Origin of the sequence: Rhizobium sp. 1399 (assembly GCF_031455475.1) — a bacterium.
In the GTDB taxonomy this organism is placed as follows: Bacteria; Pseudomonadota; Alphaproteobacteria; order Rhizobiales; family Rhizobiaceae; genus Rhizobium.
Map to the genome: position 1 here is coordinate 447,098 of NZ_JAVDSU010000001.1, position 25,806 is coordinate 472,903.

Annotated in this window: 26 protein-coding genes; 12 read left to right on the forward strand and 14 right to left on the reverse strand. The window is 61.0% G+C overall.

Going from position 1 to position 25,806, the window contains the following annotated elements:
- Positions 1-125: 125 nt before the first annotated feature.
- The 3 genes from J2X71_RS02380 (at position 126) to J2X71_RS02390 (ending at position 2,484) form a co-directional block, all read left to right on the forward strand.
- Complete coding sequence (locus tag J2X71_RS02380; RefSeq protein WP_310378615.1) at positions 126-875, forward strand: L,D-transpeptidase; 750 nt, start codon at positions 126-128, stop codon at positions 873-875.
- A 135-nt stretch (positions 876-1,010) separates the two neighbouring features.
- Positions 1,011-1,682, forward strand: a complete 672-nt coding sequence (locus tag J2X71_RS02385) for a L,D-transpeptidase (RefSeq protein ID WP_113323884.1) — start codon at positions 1,011-1,013, stop codon at positions 1,680-1,682.
- 121 nt (positions 1,683-1,803) lie between these two features.
- The gene (locus J2X71_RS02390) at positions 1,804-2,484 is read left to right on the forward strand and encodes an outer membrane beta-barrel protein (protein ID WP_310378617.1); all 681 of its coding nucleotides are present in this window, start codon (positions 1,804-1,806) and stop codon (positions 2,482-2,484) included.
- A 78-nt stretch (positions 2,485-2,562) separates the two neighbouring features.
- On the opposite strand, the gene J2X71_RS02395 is transcribed toward J2X71_RS02390, so the two are convergent.
- From J2X71_RS02395 to J2X71_RS02410, 4 genes are read right to left on the reverse strand one after another with little or no spacing between them, the layout of a single operon-like run.
- Positions 2,563-3,003 (reverse strand): hypothetical protein, encoded by a 441-nt coding sequence (locus tag J2X71_RS02395; RefSeq protein ID WP_310378619.1) that lies wholly within the window; start codon positions 3,001-3,003, stop codon positions 2,563-2,565.
- A gap of 51 nt (positions 3,004-3,054) precedes the next feature.
- Complete coding sequence (gene glcF, locus J2X71_RS02400) at positions 3,055-4,365, reverse strand: glycolate oxidase subunit GlcF (protein ID WP_310378621.1); 1,311 nt, start codon at positions 4,363-4,365, stop codon at positions 3,055-3,057.
- 1 nt (position 4,366) lies between these two features.
- A complete protein-coding gene (locus J2X71_RS02405) occupies positions 4,367-5,572 on the reverse strand; it encodes an FAD-binding protein (protein WP_310378623.1) in 1,206 nt (401 codons plus the stop codon).
- Positions 5,569-7,008 carry an FAD-linked oxidase C-terminal domain-containing protein gene (locus J2X71_RS02410; RefSeq protein ID WP_310378625.1) on the reverse strand — a complete coding sequence of 480 codons (1,440 nt, stop codon included), beginning with the start codon at positions 7,006-7,008 and terminating at the stop codon, positions 5,569-5,571. The genes J2X71_RS02405 and J2X71_RS02410 overlap by 4 nt, the downstream gene beginning before the upstream one ends.
- Positions 7,009-7,144: 136 nt before the next feature.
- Here J2X71_RS02410 and J2X71_RS02415 point away from each other — a divergent pair, with 136 nt between their 5' ends.
- Positions 7,145-8,041, forward strand: a complete 897-nt coding sequence (locus J2X71_RS02415) for a LysR family transcriptional regulator (protein ID WP_310378627.1) — start codon at positions 7,145-7,147, stop codon at positions 8,039-8,041.
- A gap of 18 nt (positions 8,042-8,059) precedes the next feature.
- Here J2X71_RS02415 and J2X71_RS02420 read toward each other — a convergent pair whose 3' ends face one another.
- Positions 8,060-8,911, reverse strand: coding sequence for a LysR family transcriptional regulator (locus tag J2X71_RS02420; RefSeq protein ID WP_310378629.1), 852 nt, complete (start codon positions 8,909-8,911; stop codon positions 8,060-8,062).
- A 104-nt stretch (positions 8,912-9,015) separates the two neighbouring features.
- Between J2X71_RS02420 and J2X71_RS02425 the strand changes: the two genes are divergently transcribed.
- Positions 9,016-10,002, forward strand: coding sequence for a zinc-dependent alcohol dehydrogenase family protein (locus J2X71_RS02425; RefSeq protein WP_310378631.1), 987 nt, complete (start codon positions 9,016-9,018; stop codon positions 10,000-10,002).
- Positions 10,003-10,123: 121 nt separating this feature from the next.
- On the opposite strand, the gene J2X71_RS02430 is transcribed toward J2X71_RS02425, so the two are convergent.
- The gene (locus J2X71_RS02430; RefSeq protein WP_310378633.1) at positions 10,124-11,281 is read right to left on the reverse strand and encodes an adenosylhomocysteinase; all 1,158 of its coding nucleotides are present in this window, start codon (positions 11,279-11,281) and stop codon (positions 10,124-10,126) included.
- Positions 11,282-11,372: 91 nt separating this feature from the next.
- On the reverse strand, positions 11,373-12,251 hold the full coding sequence (locus tag J2X71_RS02435) for a LysR substrate-binding domain-containing protein (RefSeq protein ID WP_310378635.1): 879 nt from the start codon (positions 12,249-12,251) through the stop codon (positions 11,373-11,375).
- Positions 12,252-12,520: 269 nt separating this feature from the next.
- On the opposite strand from J2X71_RS02435, the gene J2X71_RS02440 reads away from it, so the two are divergent.
- The 5 genes from J2X71_RS02440 to J2X71_RS02460 all read left to right on the forward strand — a co-directional run bounded on the left by J2X71_RS02440 (position 12,521) and on the right by J2X71_RS02460 (position 17,830).
- Complete coding sequence (locus J2X71_RS02440; protein ID WP_007819215.1) at positions 12,521-13,033, forward strand: NUDIX hydrolase; 513 nt, start codon at positions 12,521-12,523, stop codon at positions 13,031-13,033.
- A 62-nt stretch (positions 13,034-13,095) separates the two neighbouring features.
- A complete protein-coding gene (locus tag J2X71_RS02445; protein ID WP_113324146.1) occupies positions 13,096-14,592 on the forward strand; it encodes an inorganic phosphate transporter in 1,497 nt (498 codons plus the stop codon).
- A gap of 14 nt (positions 14,593-14,606) precedes the next feature.
- The gene (locus J2X71_RS02450; RefSeq protein WP_310378638.1) at positions 14,607-15,344 is read left to right on the forward strand and encodes a 16S rRNA (uracil(1498)-N(3))-methyltransferase; all 738 of its coding nucleotides are present in this window, start codon (positions 14,607-14,609) and stop codon (positions 15,342-15,344) included.
- Between the two features lie 144 nt (positions 15,345-15,488).
- Positions 15,489-16,862, forward strand: a complete 1,374-nt coding sequence (locus tag J2X71_RS02455; protein WP_310378640.1) for a glutamate--cysteine ligase — start codon at positions 15,489-15,491, stop codon at positions 16,860-16,862.
- 95 nt (positions 16,863-16,957) lie between these two features.
- Entirely contained in the window at positions 16,958-17,830 is an 873-nt protein-coding gene (locus J2X71_RS02460; RefSeq protein WP_310378642.1) for a DUF937 domain-containing protein, read from the forward strand.
- Between the two features lie 86 nt (positions 17,831-17,916).
- On the opposite strand, the gene J2X71_RS02465 is transcribed toward J2X71_RS02460, so the two are convergent.
- Positions 17,917-18,216 (reverse strand): DUF1127 domain-containing protein, encoded by a 300-nt coding sequence (locus tag J2X71_RS02465; RefSeq protein ID WP_310378644.1) that lies wholly within the window; start codon positions 18,214-18,216, stop codon positions 17,917-17,919.
- A gap of 206 nt (positions 18,217-18,422) precedes the next feature.
- Between J2X71_RS02465 and J2X71_RS02470 the strand changes: the two genes are divergently transcribed.
- Complete coding sequence (locus J2X71_RS02470) at positions 18,423-19,382, forward strand: LysR substrate-binding domain-containing protein (RefSeq protein ID WP_113325684.1); 960 nt, start codon at positions 18,423-18,425, stop codon at positions 19,380-19,382.
- Between the two features lie 6 nt (positions 19,383-19,388).
- On the opposite strand, the gene J2X71_RS02475 is transcribed toward J2X71_RS02470, so the two are convergent.
- From J2X71_RS02475 to J2X71_RS02490, 4 genes are all read right to left on the reverse strand, one after another.
- Positions 19,389-20,030, reverse strand: a complete 642-nt coding sequence (locus tag J2X71_RS02475; protein ID WP_310378648.1) for a TetR/AcrR family transcriptional regulator — start codon at positions 20,028-20,030, stop codon at positions 19,389-19,391.
- Positions 20,031-20,290: 260 nt separating this feature from the next.
- Positions 20,291-21,166: a dienelactone hydrolase family protein gene (locus J2X71_RS02480; protein ID WP_310378650.1), complete on the reverse strand. Its 876-nt coding sequence runs from the start codon at positions 21,164-21,166 to the stop codon at positions 20,291-20,293.
- Between the two features lie 116 nt (positions 21,167-21,282).
- Positions 21,283-21,699, reverse strand: coding sequence for an MAPEG family protein (locus tag J2X71_RS02485; RefSeq protein WP_310380039.1), 417 nt, complete (start codon positions 21,697-21,699; stop codon positions 21,283-21,285).
- A 100-nt stretch (positions 21,700-21,799) separates the two neighbouring features.
- Positions 21,800-22,573 (reverse strand): SDR family oxidoreductase, encoded by a 774-nt coding sequence (locus tag J2X71_RS02490; RefSeq protein ID WP_310378652.1) that lies wholly within the window; start codon positions 22,571-22,573, stop codon positions 21,800-21,802.
- A gap of 97 nt (positions 22,574-22,670) precedes the next feature.
- On the opposite strand from J2X71_RS02490, the gene J2X71_RS02495 reads away from it, so the two are divergent.
- Positions 22,671-23,588: a LysR family transcriptional regulator gene (locus tag J2X71_RS02495; protein WP_310378653.1), complete on the forward strand. Its 918-nt coding sequence runs from the start codon at positions 22,671-22,673 to the stop codon at positions 23,586-23,588.
- Positions 23,589-23,655: 67 nt separating this feature from the next.
- Here the strand turns inward: J2X71_RS02495 and J2X71_RS02500 are convergent, their stop codons facing one another.
- Together J2X71_RS02500 and guaB are read right to left on the reverse strand one after the other, a co-directional pair.
- Positions 23,656-24,204: a hypothetical protein gene (locus J2X71_RS02500; protein ID WP_310378656.1), complete on the reverse strand. Its 549-nt coding sequence runs from the start codon at positions 24,202-24,204 to the stop codon at positions 23,656-23,658.
- Between the two features lie 2 nt (positions 24,205-24,206).
- On the reverse strand, positions 24,207-25,691 hold the full coding sequence (guaB, locus tag J2X71_RS02505; RefSeq protein WP_310378657.1) for an IMP dehydrogenase: 1,485 nt from the start codon (positions 25,689-25,691) through the stop codon (positions 24,207-24,209).
- Between the last annotated feature and the right edge of the window lie 115 nt (positions 25,692-25,806).

Consider the following 25,806-nt stretch of genomic DNA (forward strand, 5'->3'; position numbering starts at 1 on the left):
TTTATTCCGTCCGTCGCCTTTTAATGAATCCGTATTTACCATTCGCTGGCGAACGCGGTGGCAGCATGACCGCAGGCGGACAATTCCGCCAGCGCATTTTCGGTCATTTGTAGAGAGTTCGTCCGATGATGAAACCCCTTGTCCTTGCCGCAGCCATGCTCGGCATTCTGTCCACGGCCGCCCTTGCAGACGACCGCTACGCCTCCCGTCCGCCCGTGGTGTTGAGCCCCGATCTCACCGCCCCCTGGATCAACCAGCTCGGCGGCGGTTCGGTTCGTCCCGTCGTCTACCAGCGGCCGGTCGTCGTACAGCAGCGCGGCCTTTTCCAGCGCCGGACGTACATCCAGCGCGCGCCGCAGCCGGCACCGCAGACCGTGTCGGCCATCCGTCCCGGCGTCCCCGTCATCCGTGGGCAGGTCGAGCCGCAGTTCCTGCCGCAGATCGTCGATTACGATACGAAGGAAAGGCCCGGCACGCTTATCATCGACACCAACAACCGCTTCCTCTACCTCGTCGTGGATGGCGGCAAGGCCCGCCGCTACGGCGTCGGCGTCGGCAAGCCCGGCTTCGAATGGGCAGGCGCCCACAAGATCACCCGCAAGGCGGAGTGGCCGGATTGGACGCCACCCTCGGAAATGGTGAGCCGCGAAGCCGCCAAGGGCCATTATCTTCCCGCCCGCATGGATGGCGGCCCGGAAAATCCGCTCGGCGCCCGTGCCATGTATCTCGGTTCCACGCTCTACCGCATTCACGGCACCAATGCGCCCTGGACGATCGGCAGCGCCGTCTCCTCCGGCTGTATCCGCATGCGCAACGAGGACGTGGTCGACCTTTATGATCGCGTCAACATCGGCACCCGCGTCATCGTGATGTAAAGGCCAAATAACGCCAGCGGACGGCAAGAACAGCCGCCCGCTTGACAACAAAAAACCGTGTCCCTCAGCTCTCCGACTTGAAATTCAAACCGATTTGACTAGCCTCTACGCGGTCTGAAGGAGAGGGTATCGAAAATGAAGCAGTTTTTTAGGCTCGCAGCGGCGGCTGCCGTTGCGCTGTCCTGTACAGTTGTGACCGTCAGCGCGGAACCGGTCATGACGGCTACGGACGCCGTGCGCGGCGTCAAGCAGACCCGCGAGATCAAGCCACAGTTCCGCAAGCGTGTCGTCCGTCTTGCCACCAGCGAAAAGCCCGGCACCATTATCGTCGACACCAACAACAAGTTTCTCTACCTCGTCGAAGGCAATAACCGCGCCACGCGCTACGGCATCGGCGTCGGCCGCGACGGTTTCGGCTGGTCGGGTGTCGTGACGGTCGGCCGCATGGCCGAGTGGCCGAGCTGGACGCCGCCGGCTGAGATGCGCGCCCGCGAGGCCCGCGAAGGTCACAATCTTCCCGCCGTTCAGCCCGGCGGCCCTGATAATCCGCTCGGTGCGCGCGCCATGTATCTCTACAAGGGCGGCCGCGACACGATCTTCCGCATTCACGGCACGAACCAGCCCTGGACGATCGGCCTCAACATGTCCTCAGGCTGCATCCGCATGATGAATAACGACGTCTCGCATCTTTACAGCCGCGTCTCCGTCGGCACCAAGGTCATCGTCGTCGGTCCCGGCAACAAGCAGGGCAATGTCGCCTTCCAAGACAAGGGCATCGATATCCTGCGCACCATGTTTGGCGGTTGAGCCACACTTTCAACAAAAAAATAAAGGCGCACCTCGTGCGCCTTTTTGTTTGTTAAGATTGTGACACAGAACCCTGCCACAGAATCGACCTGATCACCTTTCGGTACTTCGGGGATATTCAATGGCATATGCATTGCGTCTTTCCACCATGCTTCTGGCAGGCATTGCGTTTTCCGCACTTGCGTCGGTGGCTGGCACAGCTTCGGCCGAGGATCTGGAATTTTCTATCTATGGCGGTTACCAGACGGCGCCGCATAGCCACGTCGATGTTTCCGACGGCACCTCCTTCAGCGCCGGCTGGGAGGGCAAGTCGTTCGGCAGCCCGCCCTATTACGGCGGCCGCGTTACCTGGTGGCTGGGCGACTTCAACCTGCCGAACTGGGGCGTGTCGCTCGACTATACCCATGACAAGGTCTATGCCGATGACGAGACCATGGCACGCTCGCCGGGCTGGACGCATTTCGAATTCACCGACGGCCTGAACCTCCTGACGGTCAACGGCCTCTACCGCTTCAAGGACCCGGCCCGCCGCTGGACCCCCTATCTCGGCGCCGGTGTCGGGGTAAACATTCCGCACGTCGAAGTCACCCGTCCCCAGGGCACGACCTTCGACTATGAATTCGGCGGCGTGATCTTCCAGGCGCAGGCTGGCGTCGACTTCCGCGTCACCGACAACTGGTCGACCTTCGTGGAATACAAGGGCACCTATTCGCGCGTCGACGTTCCGATCGACAGCGGCGACCGCCTGAAGACGAACATCGTCACAAACGCCGTCAACGTCGGTATTTCCTACCACTGGTAATCTGGAGCAATTCCAGCAAAAGCGTACAGCGGTCTTGCGTCCGGAATTATGTAAAAACAAAGAGATAGAAATGCGGGACTATTTGGTGCCGCAGCTAACCTTGCCATCGACGACGAAGAAGCTTGTGCTGCCTTCGATGCGCAAAGCATAAGTGCCGCTGAAATTCGGCGAAGCCTTGCCGTGCTCGCCGGCGAGAACCGCGAGATCTAGAGACTCGCTTTCAGCGTCAGTACCGTCCGTCGTGAAAACTTCCAGGCGCAGATCGCCATCGCGCGACCAGCGGTTTGTCAAATCCTTCGATTCGAGGATCCGCTTGCCGAAGTTTTTGGATTTATTGGCGTCCTTGAGCATCAGCGCGCCACGGAAATGGATCAGCTTGTGACCGCCTCCATCTTCAAAAGCGCTTTCGAGCGTGAAGCGCACATCCTTGTCGTCTGCAGAACAGAAATAGCGACTGTCGGCGCGCGCCGCACCAGCCGCGCCGAGCAATACGGCAAGCACCGTCAATCCACGCCACATAGCCAGAACTCCTGAGATCGGCCCTTGAGATCGGCCAATGAATCGATGCTCTCAGGCTAGCGGCAAATCCCTTAATTTTTCAGGCACAGCACCGCCATAAGCCCAGTCCAGAAGCTCGACGGTGTGCAGGATCGGCGTGGCCATGCCTGAACCGATCTGGGTGATACAGCCGATATTGCCGGTGGCGATGATAGTGGCCTTGGTCGCCTCGATATTCTTGACCTTGCGGGCCTTGAGGGTAGCGGAAATATCCGGCTGCAGGATGTTGTAGGTGCCGGCCGAGCCGCAGCAGAGATGGCCCTCGGCCGGATCGCGAACGGTAAAACCTGCCGCCTTGAGCAGATGCTTTGGCGCCATGGTGATCTTCTGCCCATGCTGCATGGAACAGGCTGAGTGATAGGCAACGGTGATGCCTTTCGGCATGTGGGCGGGCAGATCGAGGCCGGCCAGATATTCTGTGACGTCCTTGGCAAGGGCAGAAACCTGCGCCGCCTTGCCGGCATAGGCCGGGTCAAGGCGCAGCATGTGGCCATAGTCCTTGATGGTCGTGCCGCAGCCGGAGGCGGTGATGATGATCGCGTCGAGGCCGCCAGCCTCGATCTCGCGGGTCCAGACATCGACATTGACACGGGCCGAGGCGAGAGCCTGCTCTTCGCGCCCCATATGATGGACGAGAGCGCCGCAGCAGGCCTCGCCCTCGGGGACAACCACCTCCACGCCCAATCGTGTCAGCAGCCGGATGGTCGCCTCGTTGATGGCGGGATCGAGAACGGGCTGGGCGCAGCCGGTGAGGATCGCGACGCGGCCGCGGCGTTCGGCCTGCGGCTCATGCCGGCCAGGCCGGGCAAAAGGCGACGGCGCCGGAATGCTTGATGGCGCAAGCGCCAGCATGGCTGCAAACGGCTTCAGTGCTGCCCCGCGCATCAAGCCGGCAAAGGGACGACCGATGCGCGCAAGCGCAAGTGCTGCACGAAAACGGCCGGGATAGGGCAGCACCGCCGCCAGAATGGCGCGCGTCAGCCGGTTCATGAACGGCCGCTTATAGGTCTTTTCGATGTGAACCCGGGCATGGTCGACGAGATGCATATAGTCGACGCCGGAAGGACAGGTCGTGGTGCAGGCAAGGCAGGAGAGACAGCGGTCGATATGGGTGACGACCTGCGTATCCGCCGCGCGACCGTTTTCCAGCATGTCCTTGATGAGATAGATGCGACCGCGCGGGCTGTCGAGTTCGTTGCCGAGCGTAACATAGGTTGGACAGGTGGCGGTGCAAAAGCCGCAGTGGACGCATTTGCGCAGGATCTGCTCGGATTCGGCCACATGCGGATCGGCAAGCTGGGCAAGGGTGAAGTTGGTCTGCATTTCAGTGTCCCGCCATCTTCCCCGGGTTGAAGATCCCCGACGGATCGAACTTTTCTTTCACGCGGCGCGAAAGCAGTGCCACTGCGTCTTCCTCGGGATGGAAGGCTGACGTCGCCGCTCTTGCCTGAGCCGAGGCGCGGATGAGCGTCGCATGGCCGCCACCGAGCGCCTTGATGAAGCGGCGGACCAGATCAGCTTCCGGATCGGCTTCCATGCGCGTCCAGACTAGACCACCCTGCCAATCGTAGAAAGCATCGACACCGGCTTCCAGCCGCAGGGCCGCAACAAGCTGATGGCCAATGCCCGGTGCGACCGAAGCACGCCAAACAGGTCGGGCGGTGCCATCGGCATAGGGCGCCACATCGCGGACTTCCTGCCAGAGCTGGCGGCTGGCGGCCCGATCCAGGCTCGCGACCTGCCCGAAGGGCGCCATCGCCGACAGAAGCTTTGCCACGCGCGATTCCACCGAGCCGGGTAGGCCTTCGATGCGCAGCACCGTCGCCTCGCCCTCGGGCAGGTTGCCGCCGATAAATTTCCAGGTCACCGTCAAAGGCAGGTGAGCAGCACCCGAGGCCTCCACCGGCAAAGCCATGGCCGCTGCCATAGCATTTGCGGCCTCGGCATCGTTGAGACCGGAGATGACGACAGTCTCCTCCGTCTTCGCACGCGGCGGCACACGGAAAGTCACCTCGGTCAGGAAGCCGAGCGTTCCGTGCGAGCCGGCGAGCAGCTTGACCAGATCGAGGCCCGTGACATTTTTCATCACGCGGCCACCTGCCTTGATGATCTCGCCTTTACCGTTGACGAAGCGGATGCCGAGCAGGCTGTCACGAGCAGCCCCCGCCACGAAGCGGCGCGGGCCGGAGACATTGGCGGCAAAGACGCCGCCGATCGTCGGTTCGCCCGAGGTGCCCATCACGGCGCGATGATCCATGGGTTCGAAAGCCAGCATCTGGTTGTTTTCGGCAAGGGCCGCCTCGACTTCGGCGATTGGTGTACCCGCCTTTGCTGTCATCACCATCTCACCGGGATTGTAGGAGACGATGCCGGACAGGCCAGTCGAGCGCAGGCGATCCTCCGCGTCGACCGCATTACCGAAACCAGAACGCGTATCGCCGCCGCTGATGGCGAGCGCACGACTCTCTTGCGCATGCGCGCGGATGATTGCTGCGGCTTCTTCTTCGCTTGCAGGCACCAGATCGATCATGCGGTAGGACGCCCCTCGAGCGGGAAGACCTTGGAAGGGTTCAGCAGCCATTGCGGATCGAAGGCGGCGCGCGCCGCCATCTGCTGGGCAAGATCGGCCTCGGAATATTGATGACGCATCAGATCGCGTTTCTCGATGCCGACGCCATGCTCGCCGGTCAGGCAGCCGCCGGCGTCGACGCAGAGCTTCAGGATATCGTCGCCGGCCGCTTCGGCCTTGGCGGCATCCTCGGGGTCATTGGCATTGAAGAGGATCAGTGGGTGCATGTTGCCGTCGCCGGCATGGAAGACATTGGCAACGCGCAGGCCGTAACCGGCGACGATCTCGGACGTCCGCTGCAGCACATGCGAAAGCTGGCTCAGCGGCACGGTACCATCCATGCAGATGTAATCGGCAATGCGGCCGGTGGCGCCGAAGGCGGACTTGCGCCCTTTCCAGATCAGCGCCGCCTCGGTTGCCGACTGGCATTCGCGCACCGTCTTGACGCAGTGTTTGCGGGCGATGTCGACGATGCTTTTCAGCATGTCGTCCATTTCCGCTTCCGATCCCTCGACCTCGACGATCAGGAGCGCGCCGACATCAAGCGGGTAGCCGGCATGGGCGAAGGCCTCGCAAATCTCGATCGCCGGCTTGTCCATGAATTCGATGGCAACGGGAATGATGCCGGCGGCGATGACGTCGGCGACACAGCGGCCTGCCTCTTCGGAGCTTTCGAAACCGAAAAGCACCGGCCGGGCGCCTTCCGGCTTGGCGATCAGGCGTACCGTCGCTTCGGTGACGATACCGAGCTGGCCCTCATGACCGCAGACGAGGCCGAGCAGATCGTAGCCCGCCGCATCCAGAGCCTTACCGCCGAGCTCGATCACCGTGCCGTCGGTCAACACCATCTTGACGCCGAGCAGATTGTTGGTCGTGACACCATATTTCAGACAGTGCGCACCACCGGAATTCATGCCGATATTGCCGCCGATCGTGCAGGCCAGCTGCGAGCTCGGGTCGGGCGCATAGAAGAAACCGTCCGCCGAGACGGCTTCGGAAATGTTGAGATTGGTGACCCCGGCCTGAACCACGGCGCAGCGATTGGCGAAGTCGATCTCCAGGATGCGGTTCATCTTCGACAGGCCGAGCACGACGGCATCTTCCTGCGGGATGGCGCCGCCCGAAAGCGAGGTGCCGGCTCCACGAGGGACGACCGGAATGCCGTAGCGATGACAGTATTTCATGATGGCTGCCACCTCCGCGGTCGAGCGCGGCAAGGCAACGGCGAGCGGCAGGCGGCGGTAGGAGACGAATGCATCTGTCTCGAAGGGCACGAGTTCGCGCGCTTCGTGGATCAGGCATTCCGGCGGCAGGAGATCGACGAGATCGGCAACAATTTCCTTGCGGCGCGCAAGAACGTCGGGGCGCGGAGCGAGGAACGAAATGGCGTCGGACATGGCGTTCTCCCTCGGCCAACATGACGGAAACCAGTGACAAATCCTCCTTGTAACCGGTTCTTTCGGCTTAGCACTTTCCCGAAACCGGCGCAAATGTTAAGCACTTATGCCAAAAGGGAAAAAGTTATAAAAGCTTATGACCAATCTGGGTGATCTCGAAATCTTTGCCAAGGTCGTTTCAACCGGCAGCATGTCGCTCGCCGGCCGCGCGCTCGGCTTTTCCCCTGCCGTCGTCTCCAAGCGCATCAAGCGGCTGGAGGACCGGCTCGGCACGCGGCTCCTGCAGCGCACGACACGGCAGATTTCGCTCACCGAATCCGGCCAGGGTTTTTACGATCGCGTTCTCGGCATCCTGGCAGGGCTCGAGGAGGCGGAATTCTATATTTCCGGGCGTTCGGCGCAGATGCACGGCACGCTGAAGATCTCGGCGCCCACCTCCTTCGGCCGCATGCATATCGCCCCGCATCTCAAGGCTTTCATGGAAGCCCATCCGGAGCTGGCGATCAATCTGGTGCTGACCGACGAGTTCAGCGATATCGTCGGCGGCGGCTTCGATCTCGCCATCCGGATCGCGGAGCTGACCGATTCCAGCCTTGTCGCCCGTCGGCTGGCGCCTGTGCGTCGGGTGCTCTGCGCCTCGCCCGATTATGTTGCAGCCAATGGCATGCCCAAACATATCGAAGAGTTGAAGCAGCACCGCTGTCTGCCGGCCCATAACAATGATGTCTGGCGGCTGGACGGGCCGGATGGGGCCTTCAGCCTGCGGCCCGAAGGCATGCTGATCACCAATTCCAGTGAGGTGATCCGCGAAACAGTCATTGCCGGCCTCGGCATTGCGCTGCGTTCCACCTGGGACATCGGCGAAGAGCTGAAGAACGGCAAGCTCGTGCAGGTGCTGCCGGCCTACGAGGGTTCGCACAACGTTACGCTCTCGGCGGTCTACCCAAGCCGGCAGTTTCTGCCGGCCAAGGTTCGGTTGTTCATCGATTTTCTGGCCGAGCTCTACGGCCCTGTTCCGTACTGGGAGCGCTGAGCTCGGGCGAGCAGGCGACTAATCCGCCAGCCGCTCGATGACGAGATCGAGCAGCGCCCGAAGCCGCGCCAGCCGTCTCATATCGCGATGATAGCCGACCCAGGTATCGCGGCCGGGCGGCGCTTCGCCGAGATCGACGGGCTCGATGGCTGGGATGGCATCGCCGAGCGGGCACGGCAGGACGGCAAGGCCGGCGCCGTTGGCGCAGAGGGTCGCCTGCACATCTCTGTTATTGCTGCGCATGGCGATATCAGCCTTCGGCAGCAGACGCTTCAGCCAGCTGACATCGGGCATGCCGCCGAAGGCCTCATCCATGGTGACGAGCCGGGCGCCGGCCCCATCACCGGCCTCGGGATGTGGCAGGCCGCGGCGGATATAGAGGCGGTAATCGATATGCAGCAGCTTGCGGGATATGACCTCCGTCTCGGTGAATGGCGCGATGCGGAAGACGATATCGGCCTCGCGGCGCGCGAGGCTCATGAGGCGGCTATCGGTCAGGAGTTCGATGACGACTTTCGGATAGGCGGCCGAGAACTCCGCCAAGACAGGTGAAAGCACATGCGCGCCGAACCAGTCGGACGAGGACAGGCGCAGAAGGCCGTCGAGCTGCCTGTTCTGGCCGGCAAGCTCGCGCTCCAGTCCGAGCGCTTCCTCTTCCATACGTTCTGCATGGGCAAAGACGGTCGTACCCTCATCCGTCAGGATGAAACCATCGGCGGTACGCTGAAAGAGCGTCTGGCCGAGCGAGGTTTCGAGCGCCCGCAGGCGTCGACCCATAGTCGGCTGCGTCAGGCGGAGGCTGCGTGCAGCGGCGCCTAGGGTTCCGAGCCGCGCGATGGCGAGAAAGAGTTTGAGATCGCTCCATTCCAAGGGTTTAGCCTCAAACAAAAATGCATGACCTACATGCGTTATCTTTGATTTTCATTCAGAATTCAATGCGGCATTCTGCGTCCAACAGATCAAGGAGAAGTTCCATGAGCAGCATGAAAGCAGCGCTCGTCGAAGCGCAGAATGCCGAATTCACCATTGCCGATATTGCAAAGCCCGTCGCGGAAGCCGGTCAGATTCTCGTGCGCATCAAGGCCGCTGCGCTCAATCCGCTGGATACGAAGATCCGGGCCGGCGAGGCCGCCCATGCACGCCATCCCCTGCCCGCCATTCTCGGCATCGACATGGCAGGGATCGTCGAGGCGGTTGGCCCTGGCGTGATCAGTTTTCGCGTCGGTGACGAAATCTATGGCATGACGGGTGGTGTCGGCGGGTTGCAGGGATCGCTAGCGGAATTTGCCGCCGTCGATGCCGATCTCATTGCGCTGAAGCCGCGCAATCTCACCCTGCGCCAGGCGGCCGCCCTACCGTTGATCGCCATCACCGCCTGGGAAGGTCTGGAAGAACGCACTCAGGTGAAGGCCGGGCAGAAGGTGCTGGTCATCGGTGGTGGTGGCGGCGTCGGCCATATCGTTGTGCAGATGGCAGTCGTTGCCGGTGCCGAGGTCTATGCCGTCGATAGCAGTTCGAAGGCCGCATACATCCTCAGTATTGGTGCAACGCCGATCGACTATACGAAGGAGACGACTGAAGATTTTGTCGCCCGATATACCGACGGGAAAGGATTCGACATCGTCTACGATACGATCGGCGGAAGGGGCCTCGAAGCTGCCTTCCAGGCCGTCACCAAGTTCGGCCATGTTGTCAGCAGCCTCGGCTGGGGCACGCATTCGCTGGCGCCGCTTTCCTTCAAGGGCGCCAGCTATTCCGGCGTCTTCACGCTGGCACCGCTGCTGACCGGCGAAGACCGCGCCCACCATGGCGAAGTCCTCAAGCAGGTCGCACAGCGTGTCGAAGCCGGAATGATGATGCCAAATCTCGATCCGCGGCAGTTTTCGCTCGCAGACGTGGGAGAAGCCTATCGGCTGCTCGAAAGCCGTCAGGCCGAAGGCAAGGTCGTCGTGGAAATCTGACGCTCTGTCCGTTCGTTTCCCGCAATTGCGGACGCAAAATCGCTACGCACTTTTACTGGAATTGCTTTCTTGCTTACGCAATTCCACACGCAAAACCGCTATACACTTTTGCTGAATTGCTTTAGCGCGCCAGATCGAGATAGGCGCTCGCGACCATTGCGTCGATATCCGCGGGCACCGGCACGATGCAGGATTCGGTGCCGACACTGCGCTTTGCGACCCGCTCCAGGCAGCGGGCCTGCAGGGTGAAGCCGAGGTCCATGGATTCGACAGAGTTCCCGAGCGGGCGTGGGCCGGCGAGATTGGCCATATGACCGCCGCCGAGCACGTGGAAGGACCGACCGTCCTTCAGGTGGAAGGTCTCGATAAAATCGGCCTCGTACCGATCGATATCAACGACATCGGGATGGCTGCGGAAGGCTGCGACATCGATCTCATGCGGGAAATGCCCCCCGTTCATGAGGATCGCACCGTCCTTGATCAGCGGCAGATCGGTGACAGTGACAATGCCGGGAAAACCCGTGACAGTGGCGATCACGTCCGCCGAGCGGATCGCCTGTTCGCGGAGCGGCGTGATGAAGCCGTCCAGATGCGCCTCCAGGCTGGTAACAGGATCGATATCGACGACGCTTACCGTCGAGAAGGCGTTGCGGAAGGCGGCCGCCGTGCCCTTGCCGCAGGCGCCGTAACCGAAGACGGTCACACGCTTGCCATTGGTGGAGCGGTTGGTGAAGCGCATGTAGCTTTCGAACAGGCTTTGGCCGACGGCATGCCTGTTTTCGGCGAATTGCTTGATCGGGCTGTCGTTGATGACGAGGATCGGCATGGCGAGCCGGTCGCGCATCGGCAGCAGGCGGGTTCGGCCGGAGGTCGTTTCTTCCGTGCCGCCGAGCAGATCGGCGTAGGGCCTCTCGGCTGCGATCGCGAAGAGATCACCACCATTGTCCAGCAAGAGATCGGGCTTTTCGGCAACGACGGCTTCAAGGCTCCGGTGATGGGCGACGGGATCGGTCGTCTGGGTTGCGAAGACAGTGATGCCCTGCGCGCGCAGGAATTCCACGGTTGCCGGCTGTGTACTGTTCAGGTTGCCGGTGCAGATCAGGCGCGCCCCACCGGCCCGCAGGGTCATCAGCAGAGCGACCGTCTTCGGTTCCAGATGGATGCCGGTGCCGATCGAAAGACCGGCAAAGGGGCGCGTCTTTTCGAATTCCGTAGCCGTTGCCTTCAGCAGGCGGCAGCTATTCCCGATCCAGTCTATGCGTGTCGCAGGTTTTTCCATCTCATGCCCTTTCGTTCCCGTCTGTTCTAGCGAGGCAAAGATAGGGCGGGCATGGAGATATTTCTGATGAAAGGGCAGAAAAACTGCCCTTTCAGGACGCGCCGCCCGAGCGCCGCAGCCAGTTGCGGAGCGCTGCGAAGGCCGGCCGTTTCGCATCCGATGTCCGGCAGCAGAGGCTGTAACCAGCCGGCCGGCGGATGAAGCCGTAAGGGGCGGCCAGAATGCCGCGGGCGAGATCGTCCTCGATCGAAGCTTTCGGCGCCAGCGCAACGCCGAGGCCCGCACGGGCAGCGCCCACTGCCAGAAGAAGATCCTCAAATTCTCGAAGACGGGAAAAGGCAACAGGGGGCGTACCGCTTTCTGCAAACCATTCTGTCCAGAGTTTCGGCGCGCTGCGGCTGACAAGGATGTTTGCTTCCGCCAAGGCCGCGGCGTCGCCTGCAAGTCTGCCGGCCATTGCGGGCGTTGCAACCGGGCCGAATTCATCCTCCATGAAGCGTGTTTCGGTGATACCGGCAGAAGATCTGATCTCGCCGCCCATGATCACGGCGTCGAAATCCGGATGTTGCGACAAGGGTTCGACTACCGTCATCGGCACGATATCGATCTCGATATTGCCAAGGCTTGCCTGCATGTCGGCCGCTCGCGGCATCAGCCACCAGATGGCGAAAGCCGACGGCACGCCAAGGCGGATGCGCTGCCTGCCCGCCTCTTCGAATTCATCGGCGGCGCGTTTCAATATGGTCAGGGCAGCACCGGCAGCCTCGGCAAAGGCGCTTGCCTTCTCGGTCGGAACCAGCCTGCGGCCGTCACGCACGAAGAGCTTGCTGGCGAGGTGATCTTCGAGCGTCGATATCTGCTGGCGCACGGCGCCGCGCACCACGCCCAGCTCTTCGGCCGCCTTCAAAATGCTACCGTGACGACAGACAGCTTCAAAGGCGCGGATCGCGTTGAGGGGTGGGAGTCGCATGGTTACCACATTGTAGAAAATCACGGTGGATCAGAAGATCTCGCCATTGAATGAAAGGCAAGGTCGGGCCATATTGTACAGCTGTGCAAAACGACGCATTCGGGACAGGAAATGGCGAGATTTCCGAACCTGCCTGGTCTCGATTTTTCCTATGTACAGTGGATAAAATAGTTTTTCGGTTCGTTTTGCACGTATGGATCGCGCAAGCTTTTCATATCATACTAATATAATAACGACTCAGCCTAACGAACGTAAAGGTGACCCGACAATTGACCCTTCTTGCCCGCCTGGCTTCTGATGTGCAACTCATGTTTCGGCGTCCGCCGCGACAGCAATATGCTGCGCTCTGTTACCGGGTCAAAAAGAAGACGGGTGAGCTCGAAGTTCTGCTGATGACCAGCCGCGATACCGGGCGCTGGGTGATCCCCAAGGGCTGGCCGATGAACCGCAAATGTGCCTATGAAGTTGCGGCACAGGAAGCCCTGGAAGAGGCTGGCGTACGCGGCACGGTGGAGACCGAAACGCTCGGCGACTATACCTACCCCAAAGTTTTGCGCGACGGCATGAAGGTGACCTGCAAGGTCCAGGTCTATGCCCTCGAAGTGACTGGTGTGGCGAAGAATTTCAAAGAAAAGGGCGAGCGGACCGTCGAGTGGGTTTCCTGCGACGAAGCGGTCAAGCGCGTCCAGGAACCCGAACTGCGTAACCTGTTCCTCGCCTTTAAACGGCGCATGGCTGAAAAACTTTCTGGCGGCATTCCGAAACAAATTCCGGCGGAATAAGTCTTGCCATCTTGTGCCGCTAGAAAAGGCGGCGCAAAAGCAGGACTTAGCCAGGAAACAGAATGCCGCAACGCAACGCCGTCCTTACGAAACGCACGCTTGATAAGGATCTCGACAAGGTCACCCATGTCGAGGATGCGGCCAAATATGTCTCGCGACGGCTGGTGGCGCCCGGGCTTGGCTTGATCTTTCTCGGCCTGGCGATGCTTTTTGCCGGTGTCTATGTGTTTGACAGGCCCGGCGCGGTGCTGGTGATTGCGGCTGCAGCACTTGCCGCCTACATGGCGATGAATATCGGCGCCAATGACGTGACCAACAATGTCGGCGCAGCGGTTGGTGCACGCGCCATCACCATGAAACAGGCGCTCATCATCGCCGCGATCTTCGAGGTGCTGGGCGCGACGATTGCCGGCGGCGAGGTCGTCAAGACAATTTCGTCCAGTATAGTCGATACGGTTCAGGTCCCGCCGGCAACACTCGGCTGGATCATGATGGCGGCGCTCACGGCTGCCGCACTCTGGATCAACCTCGCCACCTGGATGAATGCGCCGGTTTCGACGACGCATGCGATCGTCGGTGCTGTGATCGGTGCCGGCGTGGGAGCGGTCGGATTCGAGCCGGTCAATTGGCGGGTCATGCTGGAAATCACCGCGAGCTGGATAACCTCGCCGTTGATCGGCGGGCTGGTCGCCGCGGGGCTCCTCTATCTGGTCAAGACCCTCATCCTCTATCGCGAGGACAAGATCGCCGCCGCCAGGCAATGGGTTCCCATCATGATCGCCGTGATGGCCGGCGGTTTCATGGCCTATATGGTGCTGCAGCTCGCGCCGCGGGGCCGATACTCGTCGCTGACGATCCTCCTGATCGGCATCGGGATCGGTCTCGTCAGCTGGCTCGTGGTGCGGCCGGTCGTCTTGCGGCAGGCAGAGAATCTCGAAAACCGCAACAGCTCGCTTCGCACACTGTTCCACTTTCCGCTGATCGGTTCGGCCGCCCTGCTCTCTTTCGCGCATGGCGCAAACGATGTCTCCAATGCGGTCGGTCCGCTTTCGGCGATCGTTCACTCTGCCGGTATTGCCGACAACAGCATGATCGGCCACCCGCCGCTCTGGGTGATGCTGATCGGCGCCTTTGGAATCTCGGTCGGCCTTTTGCTTTTCGGGCCGCGCCTTATCCGGCTCGTCGGTGAGGAGATCACCAAGCTCAATCCGACGCGCGCCTATTGTGTAGCGCTCTCGACCGCCTTCACGGTCATCGTCGCCTCCTGGCTCGGCCTGCCGGTGAGCACCACCCATATCGCCGTCGGCTCGGTGTTCGGCGTCGGCTTTTTCCGCGAGTGGTACACGCGCAATTCGAAGCGCCGTATCGAATTCATACGCCGCAAGACTGAAAGCTTCGAGATCGACGAACCGGAGCCGAACGTTCATGAAGCCCGACGGCGTTATCTGGTTCGCCGGTCGCATTTCATGACGATCGTCGGGGCGTGGGTCATTACAGTGCCGGTCTCGGCCGCGCTTGCGGCGGTGATTTATTGGGCTATGTTCGCGCTCTTCATGTGAGTCAGGGTCTTAAGATGCGCGCCAATTTCCGCATGCAGCGGCTTTTCATCAATGCTCCCTTGTCAACAGGTGCCGCCGTCGAGGCCAATTCGGAGCAGTTCAACTATCTCGCCAATGTCCTGCGCATGGAAGAGGGTGCGGAAATTCTGCTCTTCAACGGCCGCGACGGCGAATGGAAGGCGAGCCTCACCTTCCCCACCCGCAAGCGCATCCTGCTCACGGCGACGGAAGAGACCAGGCTGCAGCCTGCCCCATCCGACCTGCACTATCTCTTTGCGCCGCTGAAGGTCGGTCGCATGGATTATCTGGTGCAGAAGGCGGTGGAAATGGGCGCCGGTTTTTTGCAGCCGGTCATGACCCAGCATGTGCAAGGCAAGATCACCAATCTCGACAAGATCCGCGCCAATGTCATCGAAGCGGCGGAACAGTGCGGCATCCTGGGCATTCCCGATGTGGCCGAGCCCGTGCGGCTTGCCGATCTGCTCGACCGCTGGCCTGCGGACCGGCGCATCATCTATTGCGATGAGGGCGACGCAGGGCAGAACCCGCTGCCGCTGCTTTCTAAAGTGACTGAACGGAAGATTGCGCTGCTGGTCGGCCCTGAAGGCGGCTTTTCGGAGGAGGAACGAACGCGCCTGCACAGCCTCGATTTCGTGACCGCTATCCCCCTCGGGCCGCGCATCCTGCGCGCCGACACGGCAGCGGTCGCGGCTATGGCAGTGATACAGGCTGCCATCGGCGACTGGAATTAACCGCCGGAGGCCGATTGAAAGGAAAGTGCTGCTATTTTTTTGATGACCTGTTGAAACAATTTCACTTGCAACTTAGCTGGCTTGGGCACTAATCACCCTTCCAATTGCCCCGGCCCCGGCGCCTTCCCGAATACAGGTACTTTCATGGCTCGCGACACCACCGACCAGACGCCGATCTCTTCGGTTCAGGAGCTGACCGACTATCTTGCCGCCGGCAATAAGCCGAAGGACCGGTTCCGCATCGGCACGGAACATGAGAAGTTCGTCTTCTTCCGCAAAGACAACAGCCCGGTTCCCTATTTCGGCGAAGCCAGCATTTCGGCGCTGCTGAAGGGCCTGCAGGCCAAGAGCGGCTGGGAGCCGATCACGGACGGCGACAATATCATCGGTCTTGGCGAGCAGAGCGGCATGGGCGCCATCTCGATCGAGCCCGGCGGCCAGTTCGAGCTCTCGGGCGCACCGCTTGAAAACATTCACCAGACCTGCAAGGAATCCAACCAGCATCTGGCGCAGGTGCGCGAGATCGCAGAGCCCATGGGCATCGGTTTCCTCGGCATCGGCGGCAGCCCGAAATGGACCTATGCGGAAACCCCGCATATGCCGAAGTCGCGCTACGAAATCATGACCAGCTACATGCCCGACGTGGGCACCCGTGGTCTCGACATGATGTATCGCACCTGTACGATCCAGGTGAACCTCGATTTCTCCTCGGAAGACGATATGCGCCGCAAGATGCGCGTCTCGATGAAGCTGCAATCGCTGGCGACCGCGCTCTTCGCTTCCTCTCCCTTCACCGAAGGCAAGCCGAACGGCATGCTCTCCTGGCGCGGCGATGTCTGGCGCGACGTGGACAACAGGCGCAGCGGCCTCCTGGACTTCACCTTCCGCGACGATTTCGGCTTCAAGGATTATGCCGAATGGGCGCTCGACGTACCCATGTATTTCGTCATGCGCGACGGGCACTATCACAGGGCGACCCACGTCACATTCCGCCAGTTCATGAACGGCGCGCTGAAAGGCGAGATCGCCGCCTATGAGCCGACGATGGGCGACTGGACGAATCATCTTTCGACGCTCTTCCCGGATGTGCGCCTGAAGCGCTTCCTGGAAATGCGCGGCGCGGATGGCGGGCCGTGGCGGCGCATCTGTGCCCTACCGGCCTTCTGGGTCGGCCTGCTCTATGATGACGCCGCTCTCCAGGCCGCCGACGAACTGACCAAGGACTGGGGTTTTGCAGAAGTGAATACGCTGCGCAACGCGGTGCCGGAAGAAGGTCTCAAGGCCGAGTTCCGCGGACATGCGCTGATCGACACGGCGCGCGAGGTCGTCAATATTTCCCGCGCCGGCCTGAAAGCACGCAACAGGCTGAATGGCGACGGCGTCGACGAGAGCATCTTCCTGGCACCACTCGACGAGGTTCTGGCCAAGAAGGCGACGCTCGCAGAGGATCTGCTGGCGCTCTATCACGGCCGCTGGAACGACTCGGTCGAGCCGGTCTTCCAGGAATATCAATACTAAGAGGCAAGCCGCCCCTTCCAAAAAGCCGTTTGCACAATCCCATTTCGAGCTATAGTGGCGCGAATATGCGCCGCTATTCCGGGAAAGGGACTTTCATGCTGCCACTCTTCGACATGATGATGCAGGCGCAGAACGGGGCGGCGATGGACGCCGTTGCCAAGCAGTTCAACCTCGCGCAGGAACAGGCAACAAAGGCGATGGCCGCACTGACGCCGGCCTTTTCCGCCGGCCTCAAGCGCAGCACCAGCAACCCCTATGATTTCGTCGGCCTTATGCAGGCCGTGGCGTCGGGCAATTATGCCAAATATTTCGAGGACATGAACAGGGCCTTTACCCCTGAAGGCATTTCCGACGGCAACAATATCCTCGCCCAGCTTTTCGGCTCCAAAGAGGTCTCGCGCGCCATTGCCGCGCAGGCGGCGCAGATGACCGGCATCGGCCAGGAAATCTACAAGCAGATGCTGCCGGTCATGGCGGGCACGCTGATGGGCGGGTTGTTTAAGCAATCGATGGGGCAGATGGCGACACCGGTCAATCCCTTCGTCAATACCGCCATGGGCGAGACGATCCAGCAATGGCTTGAGAGCACCGGTTTTGCGCCGAAGCCGAAGGCAGCACCCGAGCCCAGCATTTTCGATAATCCGTTCACACAGGCCATGCAGCTGATGTTCAGCGTGCCGAAACCGGAAGCGGCGCCGCAGCCTGCCAATCCTTTCCTCGACAACCCCTTTGCCAAGGCATTCCAGGAAATGATGGCCGGTTTCCAGCAACCGACAGCGAAGGCTCCGGAGCCGCCGAAGGAAGAACCGAAAGCCGGCGACAGCTATACTGAGATGCTGAACGCCATGTTCGACAGCGGTCTCGAAGTGCAGAAAAGCTATCAGAAGAACCTTGAAGCCATCTTCGAGGCCTATCGGCCCAAATCCGCGCCCTCCCCCGAAGATCCCGCTCCCGCCGCCAAGAAATAAAAAAACCCGGAGATGGCTTGGGAAAGCCGATCACCGGGTTAAGCAGCAGGGCTATTGGCTATCACCCTGCGGGGAAACGCGTGCGTTCAGTCCCTGTAGGGGCGCATGACCGCAATACGCCAGCGGCGCTTGGCCGCCTGCGTCAGATGCTCCGACGGATCTTCAAAGAAGGTCGAAGCGAGAAATGCAGAGGTCACATCGGCCCGCGTCAGGCCGATATCCTGCAGTTGATAATCATCGAGATCGTGCAGCCCATTCACCTGCGAGCGATTGCGCACAATGCGAAGGGCGGTTGCCAGCGGCGCAAGGCCAGCCATAAGACGCTGCATGAACGTCGGGGCGAGCTTGCCGCAGTCGAGTTCTAGTGTCTGTTCATGAGTGCGCATCGAACTCTCCTTTCTTCGGGGCGCAGAACAGCCCGCCCCGCCTGCGAGGTCGTGCAGGAAGGGTCAGCTGGTCACAGGCTGGACAGGCAGGGTGTCTGTCCTTCACTTTGCTTGATTTGCATCCCGAAGATGCCAAAGACCTATTGATCAGTCCAACGAATGTTTCTAATGATTAACATCAGAGATCTTTATGGATGGACAAGATCATGTCGGCGCCGCTTGATATCGACCAATTGCAGACTTTCATCGCAATCGTGGACTCCGGCAGCTTCACCAAGGCGGCCGACAAGGTCTACAAGACACAGTCCGCCGTCTCCATGCAGATGCGGCGCCTGGAAGAACGCATCGGCAAGCAGCTCTTCATCAAGGACGGCCGCGGCAACCGGCTGACGGTCGAAGGCGAAAAGCTGCTCAATTACGCGCGCCGCATCATCCGCCTGAACAATGAGGCGATCGCCGCCTTCGACGACAACAGGCTGGAAGGCACGTTGCGCATCGGCACGCCCGATGATTATGCCGATCGCTATATGCCCGAGATCATCGGCCGCTTTGCCAAGACACATCCGAATGTCGAGCTCTATATCGTCTGCGAACCTTCGGTCGACCTTGCCGAACGCATGCACAAGGGCGAGCTCGATATCGCACTTGTGACCCACAATCCGCGCGAGCGCATTTCGGATGTGGTGCGGACAGAGCCGCTCTGCTGGGTGAGCTCGGCCAACCATCCGATCCGCGACGATGCGCCGGTGCCGCTTGCCGTCGGCCGGCGCGACTGCCAGTGGCGCCAGCTCGCCTGCTCGGCGCTCGATGCCGTCGGGCGCGAATATCAGGTTCTGTTCACCAGCTGGTCCTGCACCGTGGTCGCCTCCGCGGTGCTCGCCGGCATGGCGGTCTCGGTCATGCCGGAATCAGCACTTCGGACAGGCATGAAGGTCTTGAGCCAGGCAGACGGCTTCCCGGCGCTGCCGCCAGTGCAGATCGGCATCATGAAGCGGCCCGGCGTTTCATTGTCGCTGATGAACGCGATTACGGCACATATCACCGCCTGCCTCGACAATATCACGCCGACCGTCATCGAAGATGGGCTGGAGCAGGATGGGAAGACAGGCTACGCCCGTCACTATCCGCGGCTCAAGGCGGCGGCGAGCATGATGCCGAGCTGGTAGGTCGTCTCAAGCTGCCGAAGCGGAGGTCGGAGCAAATAGGGAAGCGCGGACCACGCGCTTCCACTCATCGAGAATGCGCTCGCCAAAGCCATCCTCGCTCAAGACCGCAAGGCGGATCGCCGCGCCGATCAGGTGGCTGAAAAGGTAAGTGCGCGCTTTCATCTGCTCATCGCAGAATTCCGGCGCCAGACGGCGCACGGCCTCCTGGAAGATCTCGGCGACCTGGCCGCTATGCTCGATGTTCAGGCGCAGGAGATCCTGATCTGTCTCCGTGCCCATCCAGACGCCGAGATAGGCGGCATCGTTGCGGTATTCGGCATAATACCAGTCGATCATCGCCGAGATCAGGTCGAGCGCTTCATCGAGGGATCGAACATCCGCGAACATCTCCGCCGTCTTCTGCTGGATCGCCTGCGCATGGCGGTCGAACAGCGCTTTGACGATCGCCGCCTTTTCCGGGAAATACTGATAGACCGAACCGATCGGAACTTTTGCGGCGACGGCAAGTTCGGTCATCCGCATGGCGCTGACGCCCTTTTCGGCGATGATGGTGGCTGCCGCGTTGAGGATGAGATCCAGCCGCTGGATGCTTCGCTCCTGTTTCGGCTTCCTGCGAAGAGCAATACGATCCGAAATGTCCGCGCCCATGTGGTTCCCATCTGTCTCGTTATTGAGCGGCGGAAATGATGTCTCATACCGGCGCGTCGGGCGGATATGACATGCAGGTATTCATCCGTCGTAAAGGGAAATGGTCGGATTTTAGGCAATGGCAAGAGCGCAGGGGCAAAGGGGCGTTACGCCCCGTTTTGGCCTGTGTAAAAGACACTCTTAACACTTCATTCAGCAAGGCAGGCTGAGCACTTGTCACCCTGCCTTTTTCGCCTTGCGGCGCACTATCCAGGCCCGGGTCAGGCGAGGTTCTGCTTCAGAAACTCGACCGTGCGGCCCCAGGCGAGATCGGCTGCCGCCTTGTCATAGCGGGCAGCGGATGTGTCGTTGTTGAAGGCGTGGTTGACCCCCTCATAGACGTAGATCTCAAATTTTTTACCATTCTCCTCGAGCGCCTTCTTGTAAGAGTCGATGCCGGCATTGATGCGATCGTCGAGGCCGGCATAGTGGAGCAGCAGCGCCGCCTTGATGTTGGGAACGTCAGAGGCCGGCGGCTGTGCACCGTAATAGGCCACGCCTGCCTTTAGCTCGGGTGACTTGACCGCGAGGTTGTTGACCGCGCCGCCGCCCCAGCAAAAGCCGATCGCGCCGACATTGCCGTTCGCAGCCTCGAGCTTGGAGAGGTAGACGACGGTCGCCTCGCCGTTCGCGACGGTTGTGGCCGCATCGAGCTTGCTGAACATATCGCGCGCCTGATCCTCGTTTTCAGGTGTGCCACCCTGCGGCGAAAGGAAATCCGGCGCGAGCGCCACGAAGCCTTCGAGCGCCATGCGGCGGGCGACATCGCGGATATGCGGATTGAGGCCGCGGTTCTCATGGATGACGATGACGGCGCCGAGTTTGCCGGACGCATTCTTCGGCTGCACCAGATAACCCTTCATGTCGCCGCCGCTGCCGGGATAGGTAATATCCTTAGCGGTCAGGCGATCGTCGTTTTCAGCGACGACCTCGGCGGCTGCCTTGTTGGCGGCCAAGAGCGGCGCGATTGCCGCGGCAGCGGTTGCCGTGCCGGCAAGCTTCGTGAGCTTGTCCATGAAGCTGCGGCGATCCAGCGTCAGGTGCGTATATTCATCATAGGCATTGATCATTGCCTGCGTAATGACGGGCTTTTCCATAACAGTCCTCCTCAGTTCCCACCCCATGCCCAATCGGCAAGGGGGAACTTAGGTCAGCAGCCGGTAACGCAGGAACAAAACTGTGTTACCGGCTTATCTGGAGGAAATCGCCCGGATCAGGAGAACAGCATCCAGCCGGCAAGCCAGGCCCACATGGCCCCCAGCACGACAAAACCGGCGGCAAAAAGCGGGCTGCGATAGCGCAGATCGTTGCTGGTGATATGCACATAGGCATGGACATACCGCAGGGCGACGAAAAGCCAGGCAAGCACGACGGCCACCAGATTATCCGCCTCGGTGATATAAAGAAGAATGCTGCAAGCATAGAAGAGCACCGGCAGCTCGAACTGGTTGGCGAGGTTGTTCTTGACGAAAAGGCATTCGGGCGGTTCGTCACGGTTCTCGCGATAGCCGGATTTCTTCATCCGCCCCTCACGAACCGCCTTGCCACGGCGCAGACCAAGCACTCCGTAAAGGATGTAGACCAACAGGACGTGGGCAAGCAGAGGCCAGAACATCTCAAAGCCGGTCATCATCATTCCTCTTACTTCGGCGACGGCGGGAGCAGTAGCGGAAAGACCGGACAGATACCAGAGCCATGACGGCCCGCCGTGGAGCGGGCCGTCTTCAGGGTCAGACTTGAGCGATACCGCCATCGACGAAGATTTCGGCACCGGTGATGAAGCTCGAATCCTCTGACGCGAGGAAGAGCGCCGCAGCGGCGATTTCTTCGGGGCGGCCGACGCGACCCATCGGAACCTGTGATGCCATATAGTCCAGCAGGCCCTGCTGCTGTGCCTTGTCCTGGCCCGCAAGTTCAACGAGACCTGTCGTTTCGGTCGGACCAGGGCTCAGCGTGTTGATGCGGATGCCGCGGTCCTTCAGGTCGAGGATCCAGTTACGGGAGAAGTTGCGGATCGCTGCCTTGGAGGCGGCATAGACGCTGAAGGCCGGCGTGCCCGATACCCCCGCCGTGGAGCCGGTCAGGATGACAGAGGAACCGTGTCCGAGCAGCGGCAGCGCCTTCTGCACCGTAAACAGCACGCCCTTCACATTACGACCGAAGGTATCGTCATACTGTTCTTCGGTGATTGCGCCGAGCGGCGCAAACGAGCCGCCACCGGCATTGACGAAGAGTACGTCGATGCGACCGGCCTCTGCCTTCACCTGCTGATAGAGGCGATCGAGATCGGCAAGCTTTGCCGAGTCCGCCTGGATGCCGATGACATTGCCGCCGATCTCGGCGACAGCCGCATCAAGAACCTCCTTGCGGCGGCCGGTGATGAAGAGGCGTGCGCCTTCCGTTGCGAAGCGCTTTGCGGTGGCAAGGCCGATGCCCGACGTGGCGCCTGTGATGACCGCGATCTTTCCGTTCAGTCTCCGTGTCCCATTCAGTGTCTGGTTCATTGTCGTCGTCTCCTGTTCTGTTCGACTGAACTGAAGATGTGGACGGGCCTTTTGTTTCTGAATAGAAAGAAATGAAAGATATCATTGCAGGAATGAAATGATGGGTTTTCCGGATTTCGAGGGCCTCGCCATGTTCGCCAAAGTGGCGGAGGAGCGCTCCTTCGCCCGCGCGGCCAAGACGCTCGGCGTTTCCGTACCGACGGTGTCGCGGGCGGTCAGCCGGCTGGAGGACCGGCTCGGTGCGCGGCTCTTCAACCGCACTTCCCGGCAGCTGGCACTCACCGATTTCGGGCTGCGGCTCGTCGACCGCGCCCAACGCCTCTATGCGGAGGCGGAAGCGGCCGAGAATGCGGCGCGCGAACTTTCCAGCCAGCCCCGCGGGCTGATCCGTCTCGCCGTACCGATGGTCTTCGGGCGGCAATGGCTGGCGCCGATCCTGCCTGACTTCTTCGAACTCTATCCCGATATCTCCATCGACATGCATATGAGTGATGCCGTGGTCGATCTCGTGGGCGAAGGCTTCGATGCGGCACTGCGTATCGCGGTGCTGCCCGATTCCTCCCTCGTGGCGAAGAGGCTGACACCTGTCGCGCCGTTCATTCTCGCAGCCCCCTCCTATCTCGAAAGATACGGCTGTCCACGGCACCCGCGAGACCTCGCGGCCCATCATTGCCTCGGTTACGCCTACCGGCCGCGGCAGGATGTCTGGCGCTTCAGCAACAAGGCGGGGGAAGAGGAGATCGTGGTGCCGACCGGACCGCTGAGGGCAACCAATTCGGAGGCGTTGATCCCGATGGCATTGCGCGGTCTCGGCATCGTCGAACTGCCGGAATTCATGGCTTACGAATACCTGAGCGACGGACGCCTGAAGGCGATCCTGACGGACTGGACCTTGCCAAAGGGCGCCCTTTATTTCGTTACGCCGTCAGCGCGTGCCCGGCCGGCGAAGGTGGAAGCACTCGGAGATTTCCTCGCGTCAAAGCTTTCACAGCCGGTGTGGCGCTGGCCGCGATAAGCAATTCCAGCAAAAGTGTGCAGCGGTTTTGCGTCCGGAATTGCGCAAAAGGAACTGCTGCAAGCATTCAGTTTTCGCGCGTTTGGTGGAGAATTGCGCCTCTCGCGATCAGAATGGCGCAGATCGCAAGGCTTGCGAATTTCAGCTTCGTCATCCACGGCAGGATCTGCGCGGCAAAGCCTGCCGCAACACTGTCGCTGAAGGCAACAAGGCTTGAGATGTTTTCTGCGTAATCGGCGAAGCCGTAAATGAAGGGCAGGACATAAGTAATCCGGCCGAGCAGGCGGGGCGCTTGCCGGCCGCGCCATGTCTCGATCGGGCCGAGCCGCAGGAAAATCAGGAATAGAAGGGCTGTCAGCAGAGCCGGAAAGATCAGCTCCGGGCCGAAATACATGGCTCGGAGAATGCGGCTTGCCGTCACGTTCTGATCGAGCAGCGTCTGCATATGGAAGACGGCGGACTCGTCATAGCCTACAAAATAGGTATCGAGCACCGCCTGCCCCGTCTCATGCTGGAAGGGCACGGTGTAGCCGAAGGTGGTCCAGCCGAGGACGATGAGGCAGAGGGCTGCGAGCAGCGCGATGATCCAGAGCGGAATCGAGCTGCCCGCCTTCATTATCAGACGCCGACGCCCGGATAGTTCGGGCTTTCGCGGGTGATCGTCACATCATGCGGATGACTTTCGCGCAGGCCGGCGCTGGAGATACGCACGAAGGTGGCGCGCTCCTGGAACTCCTTGATGTCCTTGCCGCCGACATAGCCCATGGCAGCCTTGAGGCCGCCCGCGAGCTGATGCAGGACGCCGGAGACCGGGCCCTTGTATGGCACCTGTCCCTCGATGCCCTCAGGCACGAGCTTCAGCGTGTCGCGCACTTCCGCCTGGAAGTAGCGGTCTGCCGAACCACGCGCCATGGCACCGACGGAGCCCATGCCGCGATAGGCTTTGAAGGAGCGGCCCTGGTAGAGATAGACTTCGCCGGGGCTTTCATCGGTACCGGCAAGCAGCGAGCCGATCATGACGGCGGATGCACCGGACGCGATGGCCTTGGCCACGTCGCCCGAGAACTTGATGCCGCCATCGGCGATGACCGGAATGCCCTGCGCATTCGCCGCCTCGACCGCCGACATGATCGCAGCAAGCTGCGGAACACCGACGCCGGCGACGACACGCGTCGTGCAGATCGAGCCCGGACCAATACCGACCTTGACGGCGTCAGCGCCGGAATCGATCAGCGCCTTGGTGCCGTCATAGGTCGCGACATTGCCGGCCATGATGCGAACGGAGTTGGAGAGCTTCTTGACGCGGGCAACGGCTTCCAGAACGCGAGCCGAATGACCATGGGCCGTATCGACGACGAGCAGGTCGACGCCGGCATCGATCAGCCGTTCGGCACGCTCGAAACCATCGTCACCGACGCCGACGGCAGCGGCAGCACGCAGGCGGCCCTGCGCATCCTTGGAGGCGTTCGGGTTCAGTTGTGCCTTTTCGATATCCTTGACGGTGATCAGGCCGACGCAACGGCCCTCACCATCGACGACCAGCAGCTTCTCGATGCGGTGAGAGTGCAGCAGGCGCTTGGCCTCCTGCTGATCTACGTTTTCCTTGACCGTCACCAGATTCTGATGGGTCATGAGTTCGTAGATCTTCTGGGTCGGGTCGGATGCAAAGCGGACGTCGCGGTTGGTGACGATGCCGACGAGGCGGCCGGATTTCTCGACAACCGGGATGCCGGAGATGCCGTGCATCTTCATCAGCGCTAGGGCATCGGCGAGCGTAGCGTCCGGGCCGATGGTCACGGGATTGACGACCATGCCGCTTTCGAACTTCTTGACCTGACGAACCTGCTCGGCCTGCTCAACGGGAGTGAGGTTCTTATGAATGACCCCAAGGCCGCCGGCCTGCGCCATCGCAATCGCCAGACGGCCTTCGGTGACCGTGTCCATCGCTGCTGATATGATCGGGATATTCAGCTCGAAGTCGGGTGCGAGGCGCGTTGCGACACTCGTCTGACCCGGCAGGACTTCGGAATGACCGGGTTGCAGCAGCACGTCATCGAAGGTGAGTGCGTCGAGTCCGGTTGGCGTTTCAATGATGCGAGCCATGGCCAAATTCCTTCAAGAAAGAAAAATGCGTTCCACCCGGTACGAATCGTCCGCACCGGCGGTGTGCATGAGTTTATGGAAGTTGGCGAGGGCTGGTAACACGTCTATGACAGGA